Source organism: Streptomyces sp. DG1A-41 (assembly GCF_037055355.1).
GTDB lineage: Bacteria > Actinomycetota > Actinomycetes > Streptomycetales > Streptomycetaceae > Streptomyces.
Genome location: NZ_CP146350.1, coordinates 7757968 through 7780816, shown reverse-complemented (window position 1 = coordinate 7780816; position 22849 = coordinate 7757968). Strand labels below are relative to the sequence as shown.

The 22849-nt window shown below is 74.5% G+C and carries 4 protein-coding genes and 2 pseudogenes; all 6 read right to left on the bottom strand.

Annotation, left to right across the window (positions count from 1 at the left end; all coding sequences use genetic code 11):
- Positions 1-51: 51 nt before the first annotated feature.
- The 6 genes and pseudogenes from V8690_RS36005 to V8690_RS35980 all read right to left on the bottom strand — a co-directional run bounded on the left by V8690_RS36005 (position 52) and on the right by V8690_RS35980 (position 22834).
- Entirely contained in the window at positions 52-507 is a 456-nt protein-coding gene (locus V8690_RS36005) for a nuclear transport factor 2 family protein (protein WP_338784237.1), read from the bottom strand.
- Positions 504-2846, bottom strand: coding sequence for a type I polyketide synthase (locus V8690_RS36000; RefSeq protein WP_338785576.1), 2343 nt, complete (start codon positions 2844-2846; stop codon positions 504-506). Before V8690_RS36000 ends, V8690_RS36005 begins: the two co-directional genes overlap by 4 nt.
- A gap of 288 nt (positions 2847-3134) precedes the next feature.
- Positions 3135-3476, bottom strand: a pseudogene (locus V8690_RS35995) (polyketide synthase dehydratase domain-containing protein); the annotation flags it as partial.
- Positions 3477-3669: 193 nt separating this feature from the next.
- A pseudogene (locus V8690_RS35990) lies at positions 3670-11922 on the bottom strand (type I polyketide synthase); the annotation flags it as partial.
- A gap of 122 nt (positions 11923-12044) precedes the next feature.
- Positions 12045-15656 (bottom strand): SDR family NAD(P)-dependent oxidoreductase, encoded by a 3612-nt coding sequence (locus V8690_RS35985; RefSeq protein ID WP_338784236.1) that lies wholly within the window; start codon positions 15654-15656, stop codon positions 12045-12047.
- Positions 15656-22834 carry a beta-ketoacyl synthase N-terminal-like domain-containing protein gene (locus V8690_RS35980; RefSeq protein WP_338784235.1) on the bottom strand — a complete coding sequence of 2393 codons (7179 nt, stop codon included), beginning with the start codon at positions 22832-22834 and terminating at the stop codon, positions 15656-15658. The genes V8690_RS35985 and V8690_RS35980 overlap by 1 nt, the downstream gene beginning before the upstream one ends.
- Positions 22835-22849: the final 15 nt, after the last annotated feature.

Sequence of the window (22849 nt, the reverse complement as noted above, 5' to 3'; positions counted from 1 at the left end):
CGGGCCCGCGTCCGGCGTCCGGGCTCTGCGAACGCCCGGACGCCGGGTTCCTCAGCGGTCCCTGCGTGTTCCGTCGGCCGCCAGGGGCGACCACCACTGGTCGTAGTTGGCCGCCCCGTCGCCGAAGAAGCCCGCGCGTCCCTCGACGATGAGGCCGTCCTCCCAGCGGAAGACCTGGACGCCCAGGGCGTCGAGCACGTCGAAGGGTGAGGTGCTCCCCTCCGGGGCGTCCGGCCGGACCGCGTGGACCTTGACCACGTCCATGGACGCGTTTCCTTCGATCATCGAGGTGACCAGTTCGACCTCGAACTTTCCGCCTGCCGCGTCCACCAACGCACGCCGGAACGCCAGGAGTTCGTCGAGGCCGACGTGCCAGCCGGCTTGGGTGTGGTGTCCGGGAACGCTGAACCTGACGTCCTCGGACCAGTATTTGGCCGCCTCCTCCCGGTCGAGGGAGACCAGGGCCACATATGCCTTCTCGACCAACTCAGGCGTGATCGCTGTCATTTCGTTCGCTCCTTTTCGTGGGAAGCCGTCCGGCCATCGAGCCAGTCATGGACGGCGTGTGCGGTGGAACCGGCGTGCTCCTCGAGCATCGAGAAGTGGTCGCCGGGGGTTTCCCGGACGGTGCCTGCCGTCACTGCGGCGCGCGGCTCCGCGGTGGCGCCCTGCAGGGGTTCCACGGCGCGCAGGAAGAGGGTGGGCGTGGCGAGGCCGTCCGGCCGCCACCCCTCGAACACCCGCAGGTAGGCGCCCATCGCGGTCAGGGAGTGGGCGTCTGCGGCCGACACCTCGCCGCGCCGGGCGAACAGCCCCTCGGTGAGCGCGGTGGCCATGCGGTCGTTCGTTTCGTCCTGGAGGTAGGTGTCGAGCAACACCACGGCCTGGGGCGCCTCGCCCGCGCGTTCCAGCCCGGCCGCGACCGCATGGGCGATCCAGCCTCCGGACGAGTAGCCGACGAGGGCGATCGGCGCGCCGTCGGCGTACCGTCGCACCGCCTCGGTCTGTGCCGCGACGACGGCGTCGAGGTCGGCGGGCAGCCGTTCACCGGGCAGGAAGCCGGGCTGGGGCAGCGCCAGCACGTCGCGCCGCCCGCGCAGGGCCGTGGCGAACCGGGCGTACTGGTGCGGCCCGGAGAGCGCGACCACGGCGGGGAAACAGATCAGTGCCGGCCGTGCCGGGCCGCCGGCCAGCCGCACCGGCCGCGGGCGCTCCTCCCCCAGTTCGTCGGCCTTGGCGAACGACGGCAGGAACCGGGAGGCCATCCGCAGCAGTTCGATCCCCTCCGTCGTCCGACCCGCCGATCGCGCACGCCGGAACAACGCGCCGATTCCGTCCGCGGCCGTTTCCCGGGCCGCGGGCTCCGTCACGCCGACGGGGCCCGCGGCATCGAGTTCGGTCCGCAGGTGCCCCAGTAGGGTGTCGAAAGTCGGATGGTCGAAGACGACGGTGGCCGACAGCCGCAGACCGGTGATCGCCTCCAGCCGGTTGCGCAACTCCACGGCGGTGAGCGAGTCGATGCCCAGTTCGGGGAAGGAGGCATCGTCGTCGACCGCGTCGGAGGGGGCGAAGCCGAGCACTCCGGCGACGGCGGCACGGACGAGCGAATTCAGGTCGGACTGCGCGTCGCTCCCGGGGAGCCCGCCGGCCGTTTCGGTGTGACGGGTGGTGGGGGCGGCCGTGCCCGGCGCCAGACTTCGCAGCAGGCGGGGCAGGGACGGGGCCTCGGAAGCCGCGCGCAGCCGGGCGGGATCCGTCGGCAACGGTACGAGAAGGGTCTCGGCCTCCCCCGGCGCGGCCGCGGAACGGGTCACCGCCGCGTCGAAGAGTTCAAGACCCCGCTCCGTCGTGAGCGCCACGACACCCCCGTCCGTCATACGGTGCAGTCGAGCGGCTCCGGCCATCCCGGCTCCGGACCCGTCCGGCAGCGCCCAGGGGCCCCAGGCCAGCGCCAGGCCGGCGAGCCCCCGGGTCCTGCGGTGCCGGGCCAGCCCGTCGAGGAACGCGTTGGCGGCTGCGTAGTTGGCCTGGCCGGGCGCGCCCAGAACGCCCGCGGCGGAGGAGAAGAGCACGAAGGCCGACAGATCGAGGTGCGCGGTGAGCTCGTGCAGGTGCCATGCCGCGTCGGCCTTGGGGCGCAGGACGCGGGCGAGCCGCTCGGGGGTCAGGGAGGTCACCACCGCGTCGTCCAGCACACCGGCGCAGTGCACGACTGCGGTGAGCGGGTGGGTGTCGGGGACAGCGGCGATCACGGCGGCCAGTGCGGCACGGTCGCCGACATCGCACGCGGCGATCGTCGCCGTGCCCCCCAGCCGCTCGATCCCGGTGACCAGGTCCGTCAGCCGCGGGTCGTCGGCGGTGCGGCCGACGAGCAGTACGCGCCGGACGCCGTGCTCGGCAACCAGATGCCGGGCGGTCAAGGTGCCGAGTACACCTGCCGCGCCGGTGATCAGCACGGTCCCCTCGGGGCGGAACGCCGGGCCCGGACCGGGGACGCCGATGGCGGCGGACCGCCCGGCCGGGGTCAGTCGGGGCACCAGTACCTCGCCCTTTCTGACGGCCGTCTGCTCCTCGCCGGAGGCGATCGCCTCCGGCAGCGACCGCCAGGAGGCGTCCTCGCCGTCCACGTCCACCAGGGCGAACCGGCCGGGGTGCTCGGAGATCGCCGACCTCAGCAGGCCCCACAACGGCGCCCGTGCCGGATCCGGCACGTCCTCGCCAGGGGAAGCGGCCACCGCGCCGTGTGTCACGACGATCAGCCGCGATGTGCCGTACCGCGGATCACCGATCCACGAGCGCACCAGGGCGAGGGCCTCGCGGGTGGCACGGGCGGCGGTTTCGGGCACGTCGTCCGTGCTTTCCCCGAGGAAGGGCACGAGCACCTGCTGTGAGAGGAACTCGCCCTCTCGACAGGGAAAATCGGAGAGGGGCTCGACTCGTTGGCCTTGCGCACGCAGGGCTTCGGCCAGGGGCGAGTCCGTGGGGCCGAGTACGGTCCATGCGGCGCCCGGCGCCGACGCGGGGCGTTCTGCAGTGGCGTGCCGCGGCTGCCAGTCGACGCACAGCAGGGAGCGGTCTCGGGCGGCCGGCAGGGGCCGCAGAGACAGGGACGCGGCGGAGGCCACGGGAGCTCCGTCGGCATCGGCCAGGTCCAGAGTGACCGCGCCGCCGGCGAGGGGGCGTATCCGTACGCGCAGGCTCCGCGCACCTGCACCGTGAAGCCTGACGTTGCTCCAGGAGAAGGGAAGTTCCGGGCGGCCGAGCTGTTGCGGCCGGCCGAGCGCGAGGGCGTGCAGGGCCGCGTCGAGCAGGGCCGGGTGGAGGCGGTAGGGGTGCTCTGCGGCCTTCGGCTCGGGCAGCGCCACCTCGGCGAAGACATCCCCGTCCCGGCGCCAGAGCGCACGCAGCCCCCGGAACGCCGGCCCGTAGGCGAGTCCGGCCTCCGCCAGTTGCTCGTAGCCGTCCGCGAGGTCCACCGGCAGCGCCGCGGCCGGTGGCCAGGCGGTGGCCCAGGCGGTGTCTCTGGCCGGCGTCCTTCGCCGGGCCGTCCGGGGCGAGCGTGCCGGTGGCGTGCCGTGTCCACTCCTGCCCGGACGGAATCTCCGAGGGCCGGGCGAACACGCTGAACGTCCGCTGTCCGGCCGTGTCCTGTTCCCGCACGGAGAGCCTGAGGAGGACCCGGCCCCGGTCCGGCACGAGGAGCGGCGACTCCAGGACGAGGTCGGCCACGACCGGGAGCCCCAGTTCCGCGCCCGCGCTCAGGGCCAGCTCCACGAACACGGAACCCGGCAGGATCGCGGCGCCGCCGACCCGGTGCTCCGTGAGCCACGGAAGCGCGCGCGTGTCCAACTCGCCGGTGAACACCGCGCCTTCCATGTCCGGCGCGGAGACCGCGGGGTCGAGCAGCGGGTGCTCGCGCTCGCCCCGCGGCGTCGGCGCTGCGGCGTCGAGCCAGTAGCGGCGGCGCTGGAAGGCGTAGGTCGGCAGCTCCACCGGGCGGGTCGATGCGCCCCCGAGCCCTGCCGCCCAGTCCACCGCGGCGCCGCGGACGTGGAGTTCCGCGAGACCGGAGACGTACGCCTCCGGCTCGGGCCTGCCGGGCCGCAGCAGGGGGACGACGGCGCGGTCGCGGTCCGCGAGGCAGTCCCGGGTGAGCGCAGTGAGGGTGGCGTCCGGGCCGATTTCGACGAAGGTGGTCACCCCGTCGCTCTCCAGCCGGGCGACGGCGTCCTGGAACCGCACGGCGTGGCGGAGCTGGCGGGTCCAGTACTCCGGCGAGCAGAGCTCACCGGGCTCCGCCGCCCCGCCCGTGAGCGTGGAGACGACAGGAATCCGCGGCTCGTGGAAGGTGAGTCCTTCGGCGACCCGCCGGAACGCGCCGAGCACGGCATCCATGTGCGGCGAGTGGAAGGCGTGGCCGACCCTCAGCCGCCGGGTTCGGTGGCCGTCCGCCGTGAGACGCGCGATCAGGGCGTCGACGGCGTCCTCGTCGCCGGAGACGACGACCGACGCCGGCCCGTTCACGGCCGCGAGGACGACTCCATCCGTGAGCCGCGGCAGGACCTCCTCCTGCGGTGCCTGTACGGCGGCCATCGCCCCACCCGGGGGCAGTTCCTGCATCAGACGGCCGCGGGCCGCCACAAGCGCGGCCGCGTCGGCCAGGTCGAGTACGCCCGCGGCGTGGGCCGCCGCGAGCTCCCCGACGGAGTGGCCGGCCAGGACGTCGGGGCGCACGCCCCACTCCCCCAGCCTGTTCAGCAGCGCCACCTGGAGGGCGAACAGCGCGGGTTGGGTGTACGCGGTGCGGTCGAGGAGTGCCGCGTCGGCGGTGCCTGGCTCGGCGAAGAGCACCTCACGCAGCGGCCGGTCGAGCAGCGGGTCGAAGGGGGCGCAGGACTCGGCCAGCGCCTGCGCGAACGCGGCGTCCGCGGCGGCCAGTTCGCGGCCCATGCCGGCTCGCTGGCTGCCCTGTCCACTGAGCAGGAAGGCGACCTTGCCCGTGGTGGCGCGCCCGGTCGGGCCGTCGAAGGGGGCCTCGGGGGTGCTCTGCGCGAGGCGGGCCAGGCGGCCCACGAGTCCTTCGCGGTCGCAGGCGACGAGGGCCGCGCGGTGGGGGAAGGAGGAGCGAGTGGTCGCCAGGCTCCAAGCGATGTCCTCGGCCGCGGTGTCCGGTCGTTCGCGTACCTGGTCGAGGAGGCGGCGGGCCTGGGCCCGCAGCGCTTCGGGGGTCTTGGCGGACAGCAGCCACGCCGTGGGCAGACCACCGGACTCGGCCGACGCGGCGGTGGGCGGCTCGGCGGTGTCCTGGGCAGCGGCGGGCGCGAGGGCGGCGTTCGCCGACGGGGCGGGCCGGTCCGGTGCCTGCTCGACGATGACGTGCGCGTTGGTGCCGCTGATGCCGAACGAGGACACCCCGGCACGCCGTGGTTCGCCGGTGACCGGCCACGGGACGGTCTCGGTCAGCAGCCGTACAGCGCCGGCCGTCCAGTCGACGTGCGGTGAGGGGCTGTCCACGTGGAGGGTGCGGGGCAGGACTCCGTGCCGCATGGCCTGCGCCATCTTGATGACGCCGCCGACCCCTGCCGCCGCCTGGGCGTGCCCGATGTTCGACTTGAGCGAGCCGAGCCACAGCGGGCGGTCCTCCGCGCGCCCCTGACCGTAGGTGGCCAGCAGGGCCTGTGCCTCGATCGGGTCGCCGAGCGTGGTGCCGGTGCCGTGCGCCTCGACGGCGTCGATCTGGGCGGCCGTCAGCCGGGCTCCGTCGAGCGCCTGGCGGATCACGCGCTGCTGCGCTGGACCACTGGGGGCGGTCAGCCCGTTGCTGGCCCCGTCCTGGTTGATCGCGCTGCCCCGGATCAAGGCCAGGACCGGATGGCCGTTGCGGCGGGCGTCCGACAGCCGCTCGACCAGGAGCACGCCCACGCCCTCCCCCCAGCCCGTGCCGTCGGCGCCGGCCGCGAACGACTTGCACCGCCCGTCAGGAGAGAGCCCGCGTTGCCGGCTGAACTCGACGAACGGCCCAGGGGTGGACATCACGGTCACCCCGCCGGCCAAGGCCAGCGAGCACTCGCCCGAGCGCAGGGCCTGGGCGGCGAGGTGCAGCGCCACCAGGGACGACGAGCAGGCGGTGTCGACCGTCACCGCGGGGCCTTCGAGACCGAGGGCGTACGCCACACGGCCGGAGGCGACACTGCCGGCCGTGCCCGCGCCGAGATAGCCCTCGACGTCCTCGGAGGCGTCCTTCGCCCACGAGCCGTAGTCGTGGTACATCACGCCGGTGAACACGCCGGTGTCGCTGCCGCGCATCGACACCGGATCGATCCCGGCCCGTTCGAACGCCTCCCAGGACACTTCGAGGAGCAGCCGCTGCTGCGGGTCCATCGCCAGGGCCTCGCGGGGGCTGATCCCGAAGAAGCCGGGGTCGAAGCCTGCCGCGTCGTCGAGGAATCCGCCGTGTCTCGTGTAGAACGTGCCGCGCCCGGCGCCCTCGGGGTCGTACAGGGCGTCGATGTCCCAGCCCCGGTCACGAGGCATCTCGGTGATGGCGTCGCGGCCCGTACGGACCAGCTCCCACAGGTCCTCGGGCGAGGTGACGCCGCCGGGATAGCGGCAGGCCATGGCGACGACGGCGAGGGGTTCGTCGGCGGGGCCGGCGTCCCGTGCGGGCGGGTGCGCCGGGACGGCGGTGTCGATGAGCAGGCCCCGCAGCCGCCCGGCGAGATCGGCCGGCGTCGGATGGTCGAACACCAGGGTCGTCGGCAACCGCAGGTCGACGGCGGCTCCCAGGCGGTTGCGCAGTTCGATCGCCGCGAGCGAGTCGAAGCCGAGCTGGGAGAAGGAGTGGTCGTGGGGGACGTCCCGGGCGTCGCTGTGCCCCAGGATCGCGGCGGCCTCCTCCCGTACCAGCGTCGTCAGTTCCCGCAGCTGTTCGGCCTCCGGCAGCGCGGCCATCCTCTGGGCCGGGGTGAGCGGGCCCGTCGCCGTACGGGACTCGGCGCGGCGTCGCCGCCGTGCGGGCGGTACGAGACCGCGCAGCAGGGCCGGTGCGGTCTCGCCGTGGAGCCGGCGCGGGTCGAGGTGGAGGGGCGCCGTCAAGGGCTCGGTCCGGGCGATCGCGGCGTCGAAGAGGGCGAGCCCCTCGCCGGCCGGGATCGGCCGCATGCCGAGGGCGGCCAGTCGGCGCAGGGCGGGTTCGTCGACTCCTGCGGTCATGCCCGACGTGCCTTCCCACAGGCCCCAGGCCAGTGAGTGGGCGGGCAGTCCCCGGTGGCGGCGGTGTGCGGCCAGGGCGTCCAGGAATCCGTTCGCCGCGGCGTAGTTGGCCTGGCCGGGGGCGCCCAGGAGTCCGGCCGCCGAGGAGAACAGGACGAAGGCGGACAGGTCGAGGTGTGCGGTGAGCTCGTGCAGATGCCATGCCGCGTCGGACTTCGGCCGCATCACCCGGTCCAGGCGTTCGGGGGTGAGCGCGTCGAAGACGCTGTCGTCCAGGACGCCCGCCGCGTGGACGACAGCCGTCAGCGGCCGCCCGGCCGGAACGGCGTCCAGGAGACGTTCCAGGGCAGCGCGGTCCGCGACGTCACAGGCGATCAGATCGACCTGTGCGCCACAGGCACGGAGCTCTTCGGCCAGTTCGCGGGCGCCCTCGGCCTCGGGACCGCGACGGCCGGCCAGCAGCAGACCGCGCACTCCGTGGTGCTCGACCAGGTGCCGCGCGAGGAGCGCGCCGAGCGCGCCGGTGCCACCGGTGATCAGCACGGTGCCGTCGGCGTCGAACAAGGGGGCGTCCGATGGCTCGGCCGCGCCGTCCGCGGTCTCGGGCTGCCGGGCCGGGACATCGGTGCGGGCCAGGCGCGGTGCCAGCAGTCGGCCGCCGCGCAGAGCGATGTCGGGCTCGCCGGAGCGCAGGACGGCGGACAGGTGGTCCGCCCAGGAGTCAGTGTCGTCGGTGTCGACGAGGATGATCCGCCCGGGGTGTTCGGACTGTGCCGTACGCAGCAGCCCCCGGACGGCGGCGCGTGGCAGGTCGCCGAGGTCCTCATCCGGTCCGGTGGCCGCCGCGGCGCGGGTGACCACCACGAGGCGGGCCGCGGCGCAGGTGTCGTCGGCCAGCCAGTCCTGTACGAGCCGCAGGGCCTGGGCGGTGGAGTGCCGGGCCGCTGCGCCGGCGTCCTGCCGGCTCTCCCCGTCCGGTTCGAGGAGCGGGACAACCACGACCTCGGGTGCCGCCGCGCCGTCGGCCACTGCGGCGGCGAGGGCCGCCACGTCCGGGTGGCAGCCGGGGCCGTTCCCGCCGAGCACCACGGGCGGCGCGGTGTCGAGCGGTGTGGGTGCCTCGGCGTCCGCGAGCTCCGTCCATACGAGGTGGAGCAGTGGCTCCTTGGCCACGTCCGCCGCCGCGAGCTGTCCGGCGGGACGCAGCAGCAGCGCGTCCACGGAGCCGACCGGCCGGCCCACTGCGTCCGCGAGCTCGAGAGCCACCGTGCCCGGCCCGTCCGGCGCCAGCCGTACGCGCAGGGTCGTCGCGCCCGAGGCGTACAGCGACACGCCGTGCCAGGCGAAGGGCAGGCTCGGGCCCTCGGTGGCGTCGGGGATGCCGAGGCCGAGGGTGTGCAGGGCGGCGTCCAGCAGGGCCGGGTGCATTCCGAACGATCGTGCGGCGGCGTGCTGTTCACCGTCCAGGGCGACCTCGGCGAAGAGCTCGTCGCCGCGCCGCCAGGCAGCTGTGAGGCCCTGGAAGGCCGGTCCGTAGCGCAGGCCGGCTGCGCCGAGCCGGTCGTACAGACCCTCCGCGTCGAGGGGGCTCGCGTCGGCCGGCGGCCAGGACACGAGGGCGCCGGTCGGGGTCGGCACGGGTGTCGCGACGGACAACGTCCCGGTGGCGTGCCGCACCCACGGCTGTCCGGGCAGGGAATCCTCGGGCCTCGCGTGGATCTCGATCGGCCGGTGTCCGCCACCGTCCGGTGCTCCCACCCGGATCTGGAGCACCATGACACCGTCGGCGGGCAGGATCAGCGGCGCCGTGAGGGTGAGTTCGTCAAGGTGCTCGCATCCGGCCTGGTCACCGGCGCGCAGGGCCAGTTCGAGGAAGGCGGTGCCGGGAAGCAGGACGGACCGGCCGACTGCGTGGTCGGCCAGCCACGGGTGGGTGTCGAGCGACAACCGTCCGGTGAACAGGAACTCCTCTGAGTCCGCGAGGGAGATGCTGGCTCCGAGCAGTGGGTGGTCAGGGAAGCCCAGACCGGCGGGCGAGACGTCCACAGGACCCTGGGCGGGGGCCTCCAGCCAGTGACGTCGCTTCTGGAAGGCGTAGTGCGGCAGCCCGACGCGCACGGCACCCGAGCCCTGGAAGAAGGCCTCCCAGTCGACGGGGACTCCGCGCGCGTGAAGCCCGGCGACGGCCGCCGTGACCGCGTCCTGTTCGGGCCGTCCCGCACGCTGGGCCGCGATCCCGGCCGAGGTGCCGGGGGTGACGTTCTCCTCGGCCAGGGCGGCGAGCACCGCGTCCGGGCCGAGTTCGAGGAAGGTGCGGACTCCTTCGGCCTCCAGGCGCCGTACCGCGTCGGCGAACAGGACCGGCCGGCGTGCGTTGCGCACCCAGTACTCGGGTGAGCAGAGCTCCTTGTCGTCGGCGGGCATCCCGGTGACCGTCGAGAGGAATCCGATGCGCGGCGGCCGGAATTCCAGGCGGGCCGCGACCTTGCGGAGTTGGTCGAGCATGGGGTCCACGCGGGCCGAGTGAGAGGCGTAACTGACCTGCAGTCGACGGGTCTTGGTCCCCTTCGCGGCGAAACGCTCGGCGAGTGCCAGCACGGCCGTCTCGTCGCCGGAGAGGACGACGGCGGCGGGACCGTTGACCGCCGCGATCTCGACTCCCCGCGTGAGCAGGGGCAGCACCTCGTCCGCCGGGGCGGCCACCGCCACCATCGCCCCGCCACCCGGGAGTTCCTGGGTCAGCCGTCCGCGCGCGGCGACGAGAGCGCAGGCGTCGGCGAGCGAGAGCACGCCGGCGACATGGGCGGCCGCCAGTTCGCCGCCCGAGTGGCCCATGACGTAGTCGGGAGTGACGCCCCAGGAGGCGAACAGGCGGTAGAGCGCGACCTCGATGGCGAACAGGGCGGGCTGGGCGAGCGCCTGCCCGGAGAGCGGGTCGGCGTCAGGCGTGCCGGCGGATACGCCGCCGGGACCGCGCCGCTCGCCGAAGAGCACCGGCAGCAGGGGACGATCCAGGTGGCGGTCCAGTTCGGCGCAGACGGCGTCGAGGGCCTCCGCGAAGGCGGGATGGGCGGCGTACAGGTCCTTGCCCAGCGGGCGTTGGCTGCCCCCGCCGGTGAACATCACCGCCAGTGCGCCGGGGGCCGCCCGGCCGCGGACCAGCCCGGCCGGGGTGCCGCCGCCTGCGAAGGTCTCCAGGTCGCGCACCATTGTCCGCCGATCGCTGCCGAGCAGGACGGCTCGGTGCTCCAGGGCGGTGCGGGTGGTGAGCAGGGAGTATCCGACGTCGACGAGGCCGGGCGCCGGGTCGCGGCGCAGCTGCGCCGCGAGCGCCCGGGCCTGTGCGCGCAGCGCCTCCTGCGAGGTTCCCGTCAGCGCCCACAGCGCCGGTACGCCGTCGGCCGACGCGACGGGGCGGTCCTGGTTCTCGTTCTCGTTCTCGTCCCGGGGCGGCTCCTCGATGACGGCGTGCGCGTTGGTGCCGCTGAATCCGAACGAGGAGACCCCGGCGCGCCGGGGCCTGTCGCCGCGTTGCCACGGCCGCGGCTCGGTGAGCAGTTCGACGGCCCCGGCGGACCAGTCGACGTGCGGGGTGGGCCGGTCGACATGGAGAGTGCGTGGGAGCACGCCGTGTCGCATGGCCAGCACCATCTTCATGACGCCACCGACGCCGGCGGCGGCCTGGGTGTGCCCCGTGTTCGACTTGAGCGAGCCGAGCCACAGCGGGCGGTCCTCCGCGCGCCCCTGACCGTAGACGGCCAGCACGGCCTGCGCCTCGATCGGGTCGCCCAGGGTGGTGCCCGTGCCGTGGGCCTCGACCGCGTCGATCTCGTCCGGGCGCAGGCCCGCGTCGGCCAGGGCCTGGCGGATCACCCGCTGTTGCGAGGGCCCGTTGGGGGCGGTCAGCCCGTTGCTGGCGCCGTCGGAGTTCACGGCCGAGCCGCGCAGGACGGCGAGCACCGGGTGGCCGTTGCGGCGGGCGTCGGAGAGCCGTTCGAGCAGCAGCATGCCGGCGCCCTCGGCCCAGCCGGTGCCGTCGGCAGCGCCGGCGAACGACTTGCACCGGCCGTCGGGTGCCAGTCCCTCCTGGCGGCTGAAGTCCACGAACGGCAGGGGGGACGCCATGACGGTGGCCCCGCCCGCGAGGGCGAGCGTGCACTCCTGCCTGCGCAGCGCGCCGGCGGCCAGGTGCAGGGCGACCAGGGAGGAGGAGCAGGCGGTGTCGATGGTGACCGCCGGGCCCTCCAGGCCGAAGGTGTAGGCCACCCGGCCGGAGGCGATGCTGCCCGAGTTGCCGGTGCCGAGGTAGCCCATGACCTCCTCGGGCAGCTCGCGCAGCCGGGCGGCGTAGTCGTGATACATGATCCCCGCGTACACACCGGTTCTGGTGCCGCGCAGGGTCGCCGGGTCGATGCCGGCGTCCTCGAAGGCCTCCCAGGCCGTCTCCAGGAGGAGACGCTGCTGGGGATCCATCGCGGTGGCCTCGCGTGGGCTGATGCCGAACGGGGCCGGATCGAAGTCGGCCACGTCGTGGAGGAATCCGCCCTGGTGCGTGCTGCTGGTTCCCGAGGCGTCGGCGTCCGGTCCGAGGAGTGCCGCCCTGTCCCAGCCGCGGTCGGTCGGGAAGTCGGAGACGGCGTCACGGCCGGTGGAGACGAGCTGCCAGAGGTCGTCGGGGGTGCGCACCCCGCCGGGGTAGCGGCAGGCCATGCCGATGATCGCGACGGGTTCGTGGGCCGCGTCCTCGGTCTCCTGCAACCGTTTGCGGGTCTGGCGGAGTTCGGCGGTGAGCCGCTTGAGGGAGGTGAGTATCTTCTCGTCGGTGCCCGTCATCAGGCGTTCCCCAGTTCCTCGTCGATGATGGCGAGCAGTTCGCCGATGTCGGCGGAGTCGAGTGCGTCGGTCTCGTCGTCCGCCGGCTCCGGCCCCGCGCCGGCCCGGTCGCCGTCCCTGGCCGGCCGCGCGGTCGCGGTGCTGTCGAGGGCGCCGAGCAGTTCGCGCAACCGCAGCCGGAGCCGGTCGGCGGTGTCCGGGTCGTCGGTCAGCTCGGGCAGGGCTTCCTGGAGCCGGTCGAGATCAGCGAGTACGGTCTGGCCCACCGGCGGCCCCGCCGGCATGAGGCGGGCCTTGAGGTGCGCGGCGAGCGCGGCCGGCGTGGGGTGGTCGAAGATCAGCGTGGCCGGCAGGCGCATCCCGGTGGCGCTGTCGAGCCGTCCCCTGATCTCGACCGCGGCAAGCGAGTCGAGTCCGGACGCGGTGAAGGCCCGGTCCGGGGCGATGGCGTGCGGCGAGCTGTGCCCGAGCGCGGCGGCGGCCTGGGCGCGGACCAGGTCGAGCAGGATCCGGTCCCGCTCGGCGTCGTCCAGGGGCAGCAGGCGGTCCGCCAGCGTGCGTACCGGGCCTGCCGGGGCGGCCGCCGGGGTGCCGGCCCGCTCGATGGCCGTCCGGCCGGGGGCCGCGACCAGGTCGCGCAGGACCGGGGGGAAGTCCGGGTCCGCCCGGCGGGGTTGGAGGACGGCGAGGTCGAAGCGGGCGGATACGAGCAACGGTTCCGGCCGGTTCAGCGCGGCGTCGAGCAGGGCCAGACCGGCGTCCTCCTCGATCGCCCCGAAGCCGGCGCGGACGATACGGGCGCGTTCGGCCTCGGTCAGGCCGCCCGCCATGCCCTTGTCGTCCTGGCTCCACAGTCCCCACGCCAGCGACGTCGCGGGCAGTCCGGCCGCCGCGCGGTGCTGGGCCAGGCCGTCGAGGAAGCTGTTGGCGGCGGCGTAGCAGGCCTGGCCCGCGGAGCCGAGCACCCCTGAGGCGGAGGAGAACAGGACGAAGGCTGCCAGGTCCTGTCCCCTGGTCAGTTCGTGCAAGTGCCAGGCTGCGGTGGCCTTGGGGCCGAGCACGCCCGGCAACCGCTCGGGAGACAGGGTCGCGATCACGCCGTCGTCGAGCACGCCCGCGGCGTGGACGACGGCGGTGAGGGGATGGTCCTCCGGGACGGTCGCGAGGAGTCCGCCGAGCGCGGCCCGGTCCGCGACGTCGCAGGTTGCCACCTCCACTCGGGCGCCGTGCCGGGAGAGTTCGGCCGCCAGTTCCTCCGCCCCGGGCGCCGAGAGGCCGCCGCGGCTGGTCAGCAGCAGGCTCCGTACGCCGTGTCGCGTGACGAGATGCCGCGCGACCAGTGCGCCGAGAGCGCCCGTGCCGCCGGTGATCAGGACGGTCCCGTCGGGATCGAGCCCACGGACGGCGGGAGCCTCCCCGGGCGCATCGGTCGGGTTGGCGGGGGCGGGCAGGGCGGACGAGCCGGGCCTGGCAGCCGGCAACCGGTCGTCGTCGGCACGGGCCAGCCGGGGCACGGCGGCCCGTCCGTCCCGGAGGGCCAGTTGGGACTCGCCCGTGGCGAGGGCTGCGGGCAGGGCACGCCAGGAGGCGTCGCCTCCGTCCACGTCGGCCAGCACGATCCGGCCGGGGTACTCGGCTTGGGCGGCACGCCCGATACCCCACACCGCGGACAGCGCCGGGTTGGGCAGTTCCTCGCCCCCGGTGCAGGCCACGGCCCGGCTGGTCACGAGGACGAGGCGGTCGTCTCCACCGTCGGCGGGATCCCGGGCGAGCCATTCCTGCACAGCCGCCAGCGCCCGTGTCGTCGCGGTCAGGGCGGCCTCGGAGATCGGCACCCCGTCGTCCTGCACGGGGACGAGGACGAACGCGGCGCCGTCCGTTTCCGTGGCTCCTGTGGCCGCCTCGGCGAGTGCGGCCGGAGCCGTCGCCTCGCCACGCCAGCGCGTCACGGGCGGCTGCGCCTCCGCGGGCAGGGGCAGGGCCGTCCAGTCGAGCCGGTACAGAGCGGCCTGCCCGCCCGGCCGGGAGGGTTCGAGGTCGCGCGCGGTGGCACGACGCGCCATCAGGCGGCCGACGGTGGCCACGGGGTCGCCGCTGCCGTCGGCGATGTCCATCGTGACGGTGTTCTCACCGGCGGGTGCCAACCGTACCCGCAGCACCGTGGCCGCCGCCGCGTGGACGCGGACCCCGGCCCAGGAGAACGGCACCGCCGCGCCCGCCTCGCGGGCCAGTCCGTCCATCGCCGCGGGGTGCTGGGCCGCGTCCCACAGCGCCGGGTGCATCGCGAACCCGGCCGTATCCGTGTCCTCCGGCAGCGCGACCTCGGCGTGGAGCACATCGCCGTCACGCCACACACCGCGTACGCCGCGGAAGAGGGGTCCGTAGCGGACACCGGTCGCGGCGAACTGCTCGTAGAGGTCCTCGACCGGTACGGGACGCGCGTCGGCCGGGGGCCAGGCGCTCAGGTCGTGGCCGGGCTCCGGGGTGTCTTCGCCCAGTTCGCCGCTCGCGTACCGGGTCCAGGGCGCCTCGTTCGTACCGTCGTGCGGGCGTGCGTACAGGTGCAGCGGCCGGTCTCCGGACGGGCCGGGCTCGCCGACGAGGAGCTGGAGTTCGAAGTCGTCGTCGGGCGTCAGGGCCAGCGGAGCGTGCAGGGTCAGCTCCCGGACCACGGGGCTGCCGACGGCCACGGCGGCCTGCACGGCCAGCTCCAGGAAGAGGCTGCCCGGGACGACCGTCGCGCCGAACACCTCGTGCTCGGCGAGCCACGGCAGCGCCGCCACGGAGAGACGGCCGGCGAGGAGGTGCCGGTCGCTGTCCCCCAGTCGTACGACGGGCTCCAGCACCGGGTGGGCGCCGAACGCGCCTCCGGGATGGGCGCCGGGACGCGGCAGGCGCTGGGCGACGGCGCGCCGCGGCCAGTAGCGGCGTCGCTGGAAGGCATACGTCGGCAGGTCCGCGCCGCGTGCGCCACGCCCCGCGAACAGGGCGTGCCAGTCGACCGCGACACCGTGTGCGTGCAGGGTGGCGGCGGTGCGCAGGGCGGCCGCAGTGTGCGGACGGTTCTTGCGCTGGGCCGCCACGAAGAGCCCTTCGCCTGCCAGGCAGCCGGCGGCCATCGGGCTCAGCACGCCGAGAGGGCCGACCTCGACGAAGACGTCGGCTCCCGCCTCGCCGAGGTGCCGGACCGCGTCCTCGAAGAGGACGGTGCCTCGGGCGTGCCGTACCCAGTGCCCGGCAGAGCACAGCTCCTCGGGCAGCGCCGTGCGCCCGGTGAGGGTGGAGACGAGCGGGACGCGCGGCGGGTGGTACGTGAGCTTCTCGGCGACGCGCTCGAACTCGGACAGCATCGGGTCCATCAGGGGTGAGTGGAAGGCGTGGCTGACGCGCAGCCAGGATGCGCGCCTTCCGCGTCCCTTGAGCTGTTCCACGATCGCGGCCACGGCCTGACGGTCTCCGGACAGGACGATCGCCCGCGGCCCATTGACGGCGGCGATACCGACCCGCCCTGCGCCGTCGGCCTCGTCTACCGCGCCGGCCAGGAGCCCGGAGACCTCCTCGATGTCGGCCTCGACCGCGGCCATCGCCCCTCCGTCCGGCAGCGCCTGCATCAACCGGCCCCGGGCGGCGACCAGTTCGGCGGCGTCGGCCGGCGAGACACGCCGGCGACGTGGGCCGCCGCGATCTCACCCACCGAGTGGCCGAGGAGGAAGTCCGGTGTGATCCCCCACGATGCGAGCAGCCGGTGCAGCGCCACCTCGAAGGCGAACAGCGCGGGCTGCGCGTACTCCGTCCGGTCGAGGGCGGCGGTCGCCTCCTCGCCGTCCTCGGCGAGGACGAGCGTGCGCAGCGGGCGGTCCAGATGCGGATCGAGTGCCGCGCACGCGGCATCGAACGCCTCGGCGAACGCCGGGAAGGCCGCATGCAGTTCGCGCCCCATGCCGACTGTCTGGCTGCCCTGGCCGGGGAAGAGGAACGCCGTCCTGCGTCCCTCTCGTGCCTCTCCCCGGATCAGACCGGGGGCGTCCTCGCCTGCGGCGAGGGCGGTCAGGGCGGTGAGTGCTTCGGAGCGGTTCCCACCCGTCACCACCGCGCGGTGCCCCAGCGCGGCGCGTGTCGTGGCCAGCGACCATCCGACGTCCAGCGGCCGCGCGTCCGGCTCGGCCGCGAGGTGGTCGACCAGCCGTGCCGCCTGCCCGCGCAGCGCGTCAGGGCTCTTGGCGGAGATCGGCCAGAGGACGGCGCCGTCGCCGTCCTGCTCCTCCCGCATCGCGGCTACCGGCTCCGGCCGGGCGGCGGGAGGCTCTTCGACGACGATGTGCGCGTTGGTGCCGCTGATGCCGAACGAGGAGACGCCGCCGCGGCGCGGGCGGCCGCCGCGCGGCCACGGCCGGGACCGTGCGAGCAGCCGGACCGAGCCGTCGGCCCAGTCCACGTGTGGGCTCGGCTCGCTCAGGTGGAGGGTGCGGGGCAGCCGCTCGTGACGCATCGCCTCGACCAGTTTGATGATGCCCGCGAGTCCCGATGCGGCCTGTGTGTGACCGATGTTGGATTTGAGCGAGCCGAGCCACAGCGGGTCGTCAGGCGTGTGCCGGGCGCCGTAGGTGGCGAGCAGTGCCTGGGCCTCGATCGGGTCGCCCAGTCTGGTCCCCGTGCCGTGCGCCTCCACCGCGTCCACGTCCCCCGGTGTCAGCCCTGCATCCGCGAGGGCGTCCCGGATGACCTGCTCCTGAGCGGGACCGTTGGGTGCGGTCAGGCCGTTGCTGGCACCGTCGGAGTTGACGGCCGAGCCGCGGACCAACGCGAGGACGCGATGCCCGTTGCGCCGGGCGTCGGACAGCCGCTCGACGAGCAGCACACCGACGCCCTCGCTCCAGCTGGTGCCGTCGGCGTCGGCGGAGAAGGAACGGCACCGGCCGCCCGGGGAGAGCACACCCTGCCGGTTGAACTCGGTGAACAGCAGCGGACTGGTCATCAAAGTGACCCCGCCGACGAGCGCCAGCGAGCAGTCGCCGCGGCGCAGCGCCTGGGCGGCCCAGTGCAGCGCCACCAGGGACGAGGAACAGGCCGTGTCGACGGTCACGGCGGGGCCGCTCAGACCGAACACGTACGCCAGCCGTCCGGAGAGCACACTGGCGGTGTTGCCCGTCCCGATGTACCCCTCCAGGTCGTCCCGGCCGGTGGCGAGCACCCGCGGGTAGTCCTGGCCGTTGGTGCCGACGAAGACGCCGATCCGGCTGTCGCCCGCCGATTCCGGGTCGATGCCGCCGCGTTCGAACGCCTCCCAGGCGGTCTCCAGGAGCAGCCGCTGCTGCGGGTCCATCGCCAGCGCCTCGCGCGGGGAGATACCGAAGAAGTCCGCGTCGAAGTCGGCGATGCCGTCGATGAAGCCGCCCTGTCGCGCGTAGGTCGTGCCGGGGCGGTCCCGGTCGGGGTGGAAGAGCTCCGCGAAGTTCCAGCCCCGGTCGGTGGGGAAGTCCCCGATGGCGTCGGTCTCGGAGTCGACCAGCTGCCAGAGCTGCTCCGGTGACCGTACGCCGCCGGGAAAGCGGCAGCTCATGGCGACGATGGCCAGCGGCTCGGCCGGATCGGCACCGGCCGTTTGCACGGGTCGGCCGGCTCGGTCGCCGGTCGGCGACGGGGAGGCGTCGGCGATGCGGGCCATGAGGTGGGTCGCGACCGCCCGGGGAGTGGGGTGATCGAAGACGAGCGTCGCCGTCAGACGCAGCCCGGTCGCTGTGTTCAGCCGGTTGCGCAGTTGTACGGCGGTGAGGGAGTCGAGGCCGAGGTCCTGGAACCGCTCGTCGGATCCGACGGTGCGGGCGTCATCATGGCCGAGGAGCGCGGCGACCTGCGTCCGTACGAGATCGAGCACGAACTCCGGGCGTGCGGAGGGGTCCAGCTCCCTCATCCGAGCCGCCATCGCGGTGTCGGGGACGGGATCGTGCGGGCGGTTCGGGGCGACCAGCGCGTCGGGCGAGGCGAGGGCGCGGTCCAGGAGGGCGGGGATCTCGTGGGGCGCGCCGTCCCACAGGACCGACACCCCGGGCAGACCGGCGGCGTTCCTGTCGCGGGTCAGGGCGGCGACGAAGGCCCCGGTGCCGGCGTCCTCGCCGGTGTTCGGGGAGAGCGTCACGAAGGCAGCCAGGTCCCGGCCGCGGGTCGCTAGGTCCAGCTGAAGAGCCGCGGCCGCCCCGTGAGGGGAGTCGGCGGCACAGGTGTGGATCACGGTGGTCAGGGGGTGGTCCGCAGTGAGGGATTCGAGCAACCGGGCGAGAGCCTGCGGGTCGGCAGGGGCCCAGCCGGCGAGGGCGACCGACGCGCCGAGCGCGGCCAGCTCCTCACGCAGCGGCATCAGCTCTTCAACGGCCCCGTCGTCCGCGCCTGCCGCGTCGGCGCCGACGTCGACGAGCAGCAGGTGACGTATGCCGTACCGGGTGACCAGGTGTCTGGCCACGGCTGCGCCGGCGGGGCCAGTCCCCCCGGTGATGAGCGCGGTGCCGTCGGGGGCCGGTGCCGACGGCATCCTCAGCACCGCCTGGCCGGCGTGGCGGGCGCGGCCGAGGAAGGCCAGCGCCTCGTGGGCAAAGCGGTGGTGCCAGGCGGGGGCGGACAGGGGCGGAAGCGTGCCGTCGGCGAACAGCGGGGCGAGTTCGGCCAGCATGCCACGGATCCGGTCGGGCCCGGCGTCGGCGAGATCGGCTACCCGGTAGTGGACTCCGGGATGCTCGGCCGCGACGTGGGCCGGGTCCCGGGGATCGCTGCGGCCGGTCTCCACGAACCGGCCGCCGCCCGGCAGCATGCGCAGCGAGGCGTCGGTGGACTCCCCCGCCAGGCAGTTGAGCACGACGTCGACGCCGCGGCCACCGGTGGCATCGAGCAGTTCGGCCGCGAACCCGGGTGAGGCCGAGGAGGCCAGGTCTGTCTCGGGAAGCCCGAGCGCACGCAGGGCCTGCCAGTGGTCGGGGGTGTCGGTGGCGAGGACCCTCGCTCCCCGGTGTCGGGCGAGGTGTACGGCGGCCAGGCCGGTGGATCCGCTCGCCGCGTGGATCAGTGCGCTCTCGCGGTTCTTCAACCCGCCGATGCCGAACAAGGAATGATGAGCCATCAGGTAAGCGAGGGGTGTGGTCGCGGCCTCCGCGTGGGACCAGCCGGCGGGCACGGGCAAGGCCATGCGACTGTCGGTGACGGCGACCGGACCGGCGGCGCCGTCCGGGAACAGACCCATCACCGCGTCGCCCACGGCGAAGCCGGTCGCCTGCGGCCCGGCCTCCAGGACCACCCCGGACGCCTCGATGCCGAGCGGGGTGCCGTCGGCGCCGTGCGGGCCGAGACCGAGACCGGCGAGGACGTCTCCGAAGTGGAGCCCCGTGGCCCGTACCGCCACCCGGATCTCGGCCGGGCCGAGGGGGCGCGACGCGGCGGGCGCGGGCAGCGCCGCGAGGGTGCCCAGGTCACCGCGCTCGGTCACCGCCAGCCGCCATGTGTCCTCGGCGGAGGCCTGGAGCGGGCCTGCGGCGTCCGCCGGGGCCGGGCGCGGGGCGAGGACCTTGCCGTCCCGTACGGCGAACCGGTCCACACCGTCCGCCACGGCCGCGGCCACGAGTGCCTGCGCCCCCGGCGCACCGTCGGTGTCCGCCAGGGCCAGCCGTCCGGGATGCCGTGCCAGTACGGAGCCGAGGGCGCCCCAGACCGCCGCCGCGGCCGGGTCCGCCACCCGCTCGCCGCTGAAGGTGCTCACCGCGCCCCGGGTGACGACGACGAGGCGGTGGTCGGCGAATCGTTCGTCCGCCAGATGTTCTTCGACCTCGGCCAGGGTGCGGGCCATGAGTGCGGGCGCCTCGCCCGCCGGGTCGTCCGGGTCCTGCCCGGCGACCGCCAGCACCATCTGCCGGTGCTCGTCGCCCGGCGAGGGGTCCGGGAGGTGTCCCACGGGCTGCCAGCCGAGTGTGAACGCCGTATGCCAGTCCTGCGCGCGAGCGTCGCGCGCGGGCCCCGCCGAGCCGGTCGGGTTCGCTGCCGGGGCCCGCACCGGCTCCTCGTCCGCCGGCAGCCAGTAGCGGGAGCGTTGGAAGGCGTAGGTGGGCAGGTCGACGCGCCGTGCGTCGCCGAAGTAGGCGTCCGCGTCCAGGCGTGCCCCGGCGGCGAGGGCCTCGGCGAGGGAGAGGGACAGACGGCGCGGTGTGCCCTCGCCGCGGTGGAGCGAGCCGACGACGGTGGCCTCGGCTCCGGCGTCCTCGATGGTTTCCTGGAGTGCCTGGGTGAGGACCGGGTGCGGGGTGCACTCGATGAACAGTTCGTATCCGTCCGCCAGCATGGCGCGGGTGGCCTCCTCGAAGCGCACCGGGTCGCGCAGGCTGCGGTACCAGAAGTCGCCTGTCAGGAGCGCCGGTTCGACGAGGGCGCCGGTGGCTGACGAGTAGCAGGGAAGTCGGCCGGGGCCGGGCGCCACGGGCGCCAGGGAGTCGGCGAGTTCCTCGCGCACGGCCTCGACCTGCGGCGAGTGCGAGGCGTAGTCGAGCGGCACCCGGCGCAGCCACACCCCGTCGGCGTCGAGGCCGGCCCTGAGGTCCTCCAGCGCCTCCAGGGGGCCGGCGACGACAACCGAGCGGGGACCGTTGACCGCGGCGACCACCAGTGAACCGTCCCAGGGCTCGAGTCGTTCGCGAGCCTCGGCGGCCGGCAGGGAGAGGGACAGCAGGCCGCCCCGCCCCGCGATCGCCGCGAGTGCCCGGCCGCGCAGGGCGACCACACGTGCCGCGTCCGGCAGGGACAGCGCTCCGCAGACGGCCGCCGCGGCGATCTCGCCCTGCGAGTGGCCGACGACTCCGGAGATCTCGATTCCGAAGGACTCCCACACGGCGGCCAGCGAGACCATGACCGCCCACAGGGCCGGCTGGACGACGTCGGTGCGCTGGAGTGTGGGGGCGCCCGGCGCACCGCGCAGCGTGTCGGTCAGGGACCAGTCCACGAAGGGGGCGAGGGCCGCGGCGCATTCCGCGATCCGCCGGGCGAACACCGGTGAGGTGTCGAGCAGTTCGGTGGCCATCCCGGCCCACTGCGAGCCCGTCCCCGGGAAGACGAGCGCCGCCTTGCCCGTTCCGGCTGTCCCCCGCACCAGTTGAGGTGCGGATGCACCGGCCGCCAGCGCCTCGACGCCGGCGAGGAGTGCAGCCGTGTCCGGTCCGACGACCACGGCGCGATGGGCGAAGGCCGTACGGGTACGGGCCAGGGACCAGGCGACGTCCACGGGGTCCTGCCCGGGATGGCTCCGCAGGTGCCGGGAGAGGTGATCGGCCTGCCCGCCCAGGGCCTCGGGGCTCTTCGCGGACAGCAGCCACAGGGGGAGACCCGGGTGCTCGGGGCGCGGCCCTCCCGTGGCCCCGGGGCGCACCGGTTGGGGCTCGGGTGCTTCTTCGAGGAGTACGTGGGCGTTGGTTCCGCTGATTCCGAACGCCGACACTCCGGCCCGGCGCGGCTCGCCGGTGGCGGGCCAGGGCCGTGACTCGGTGAGCAGGCGCAGAGGGCCGGCCGCCCAGTCGACGTGCGGGCTGGCGGCCTCGGCGTGCAGGGTCGCGGGCAGTGTGGCGTGGCGCATCGCCATCACCGTCTTGATCACGCCGGCGACACCGGCCGCGGCCTGGGTGTGGCCGACGTTGGACTTCAACGAACCCAGCCACAGCGGCCGTCCGGCCGGCCTGCCCTCTCCGTACGCGGCCGCGAGCGCCTGCGCCTCGATGGGGTCGCCGAGGCGGGTGCCGGTCCCGTGTGCCTCCACGGCGTCGATCTGAGCGGGCATCAGACGGGCGTTTTCCAGGGCCCGCGCGATGACACGCCGCTGGGCGGGGCCGTTGGGTGCGGTGAGCGCGCTGCTGGCGCCGTCCTGGTTGACGGCGCTGCCGCGGACGACGGCCAACACGGGATGCCCGTTGGCCCGGGCGGTGGAGAGCCGTTCCAGAAGGAGCAGTCCGGCCCCTTCGGACCAGCCGGTGCCGTCCGCTCCGGCGCCGAACGCCTTGCACCGGCCGTCGGGGGCGAGGCCCCGCTGGCGACTGAACTCGACGAAGGTGGCCGGGGTCGCCATCAGCGACACGCCGCCCGCAAGGGCCAGTTCGCAGTCTCCCTGACGCAGCGCCTGAACCGCGAGATGCAGGGCGACCAAGGAGGACGAGCAGGCGGTGTCGAGGGTGACCGCCGGGCCTTCGAGACCGAAGGTGTACGCGAGCCGCCCGGAGGCGATGCTGCCCGCGCTTCCGGTGCCGAGATATCCCTCGGTGTCCTCGGAGGCGCGCCGGATACGGCTGCCGTAGTCGTGGTACATGACTCCGGCGAAGACTCCGGTCCGGCTGCCGCGGATGCGCTCGGCGGGAATCCCGGCCCGTTCGAAGGCCTCCCAGGCCACCTCGAGCAGCAGCCGCTGCTGCGGGTCCATCGCCAGTGCCTCACGCGGACTGATCCCGAAGAATGCGGCGTCGAAGTCCGCAGCGCCGTCGACGAACCCGCCGTGGCGCGTATACGACGTGCCCACCTGGTCGGGGTCGGGGTCGTAGAGAGCCTCGAGGTCCCAGCCGCGGTCGGTGGGGAACGTGGTGATGGCGTCACCGCCCTCACAGACCAGCCGCCAGAGGTCCTCCGGCGTCCGGATGCCGCCGGGCAGGCGGCAGCTCATCGCCACGACGGCGACGGGCTCGTGGGCCGCCTCCTCCACGTCGTCCAGGCGCCGACGGGTCTCCTGCAGATCGGCTGTCATCCACCGGAGGTAGTCGACCAGTTTCTGATCCTCGGCCATCGGAAACCAAACCTC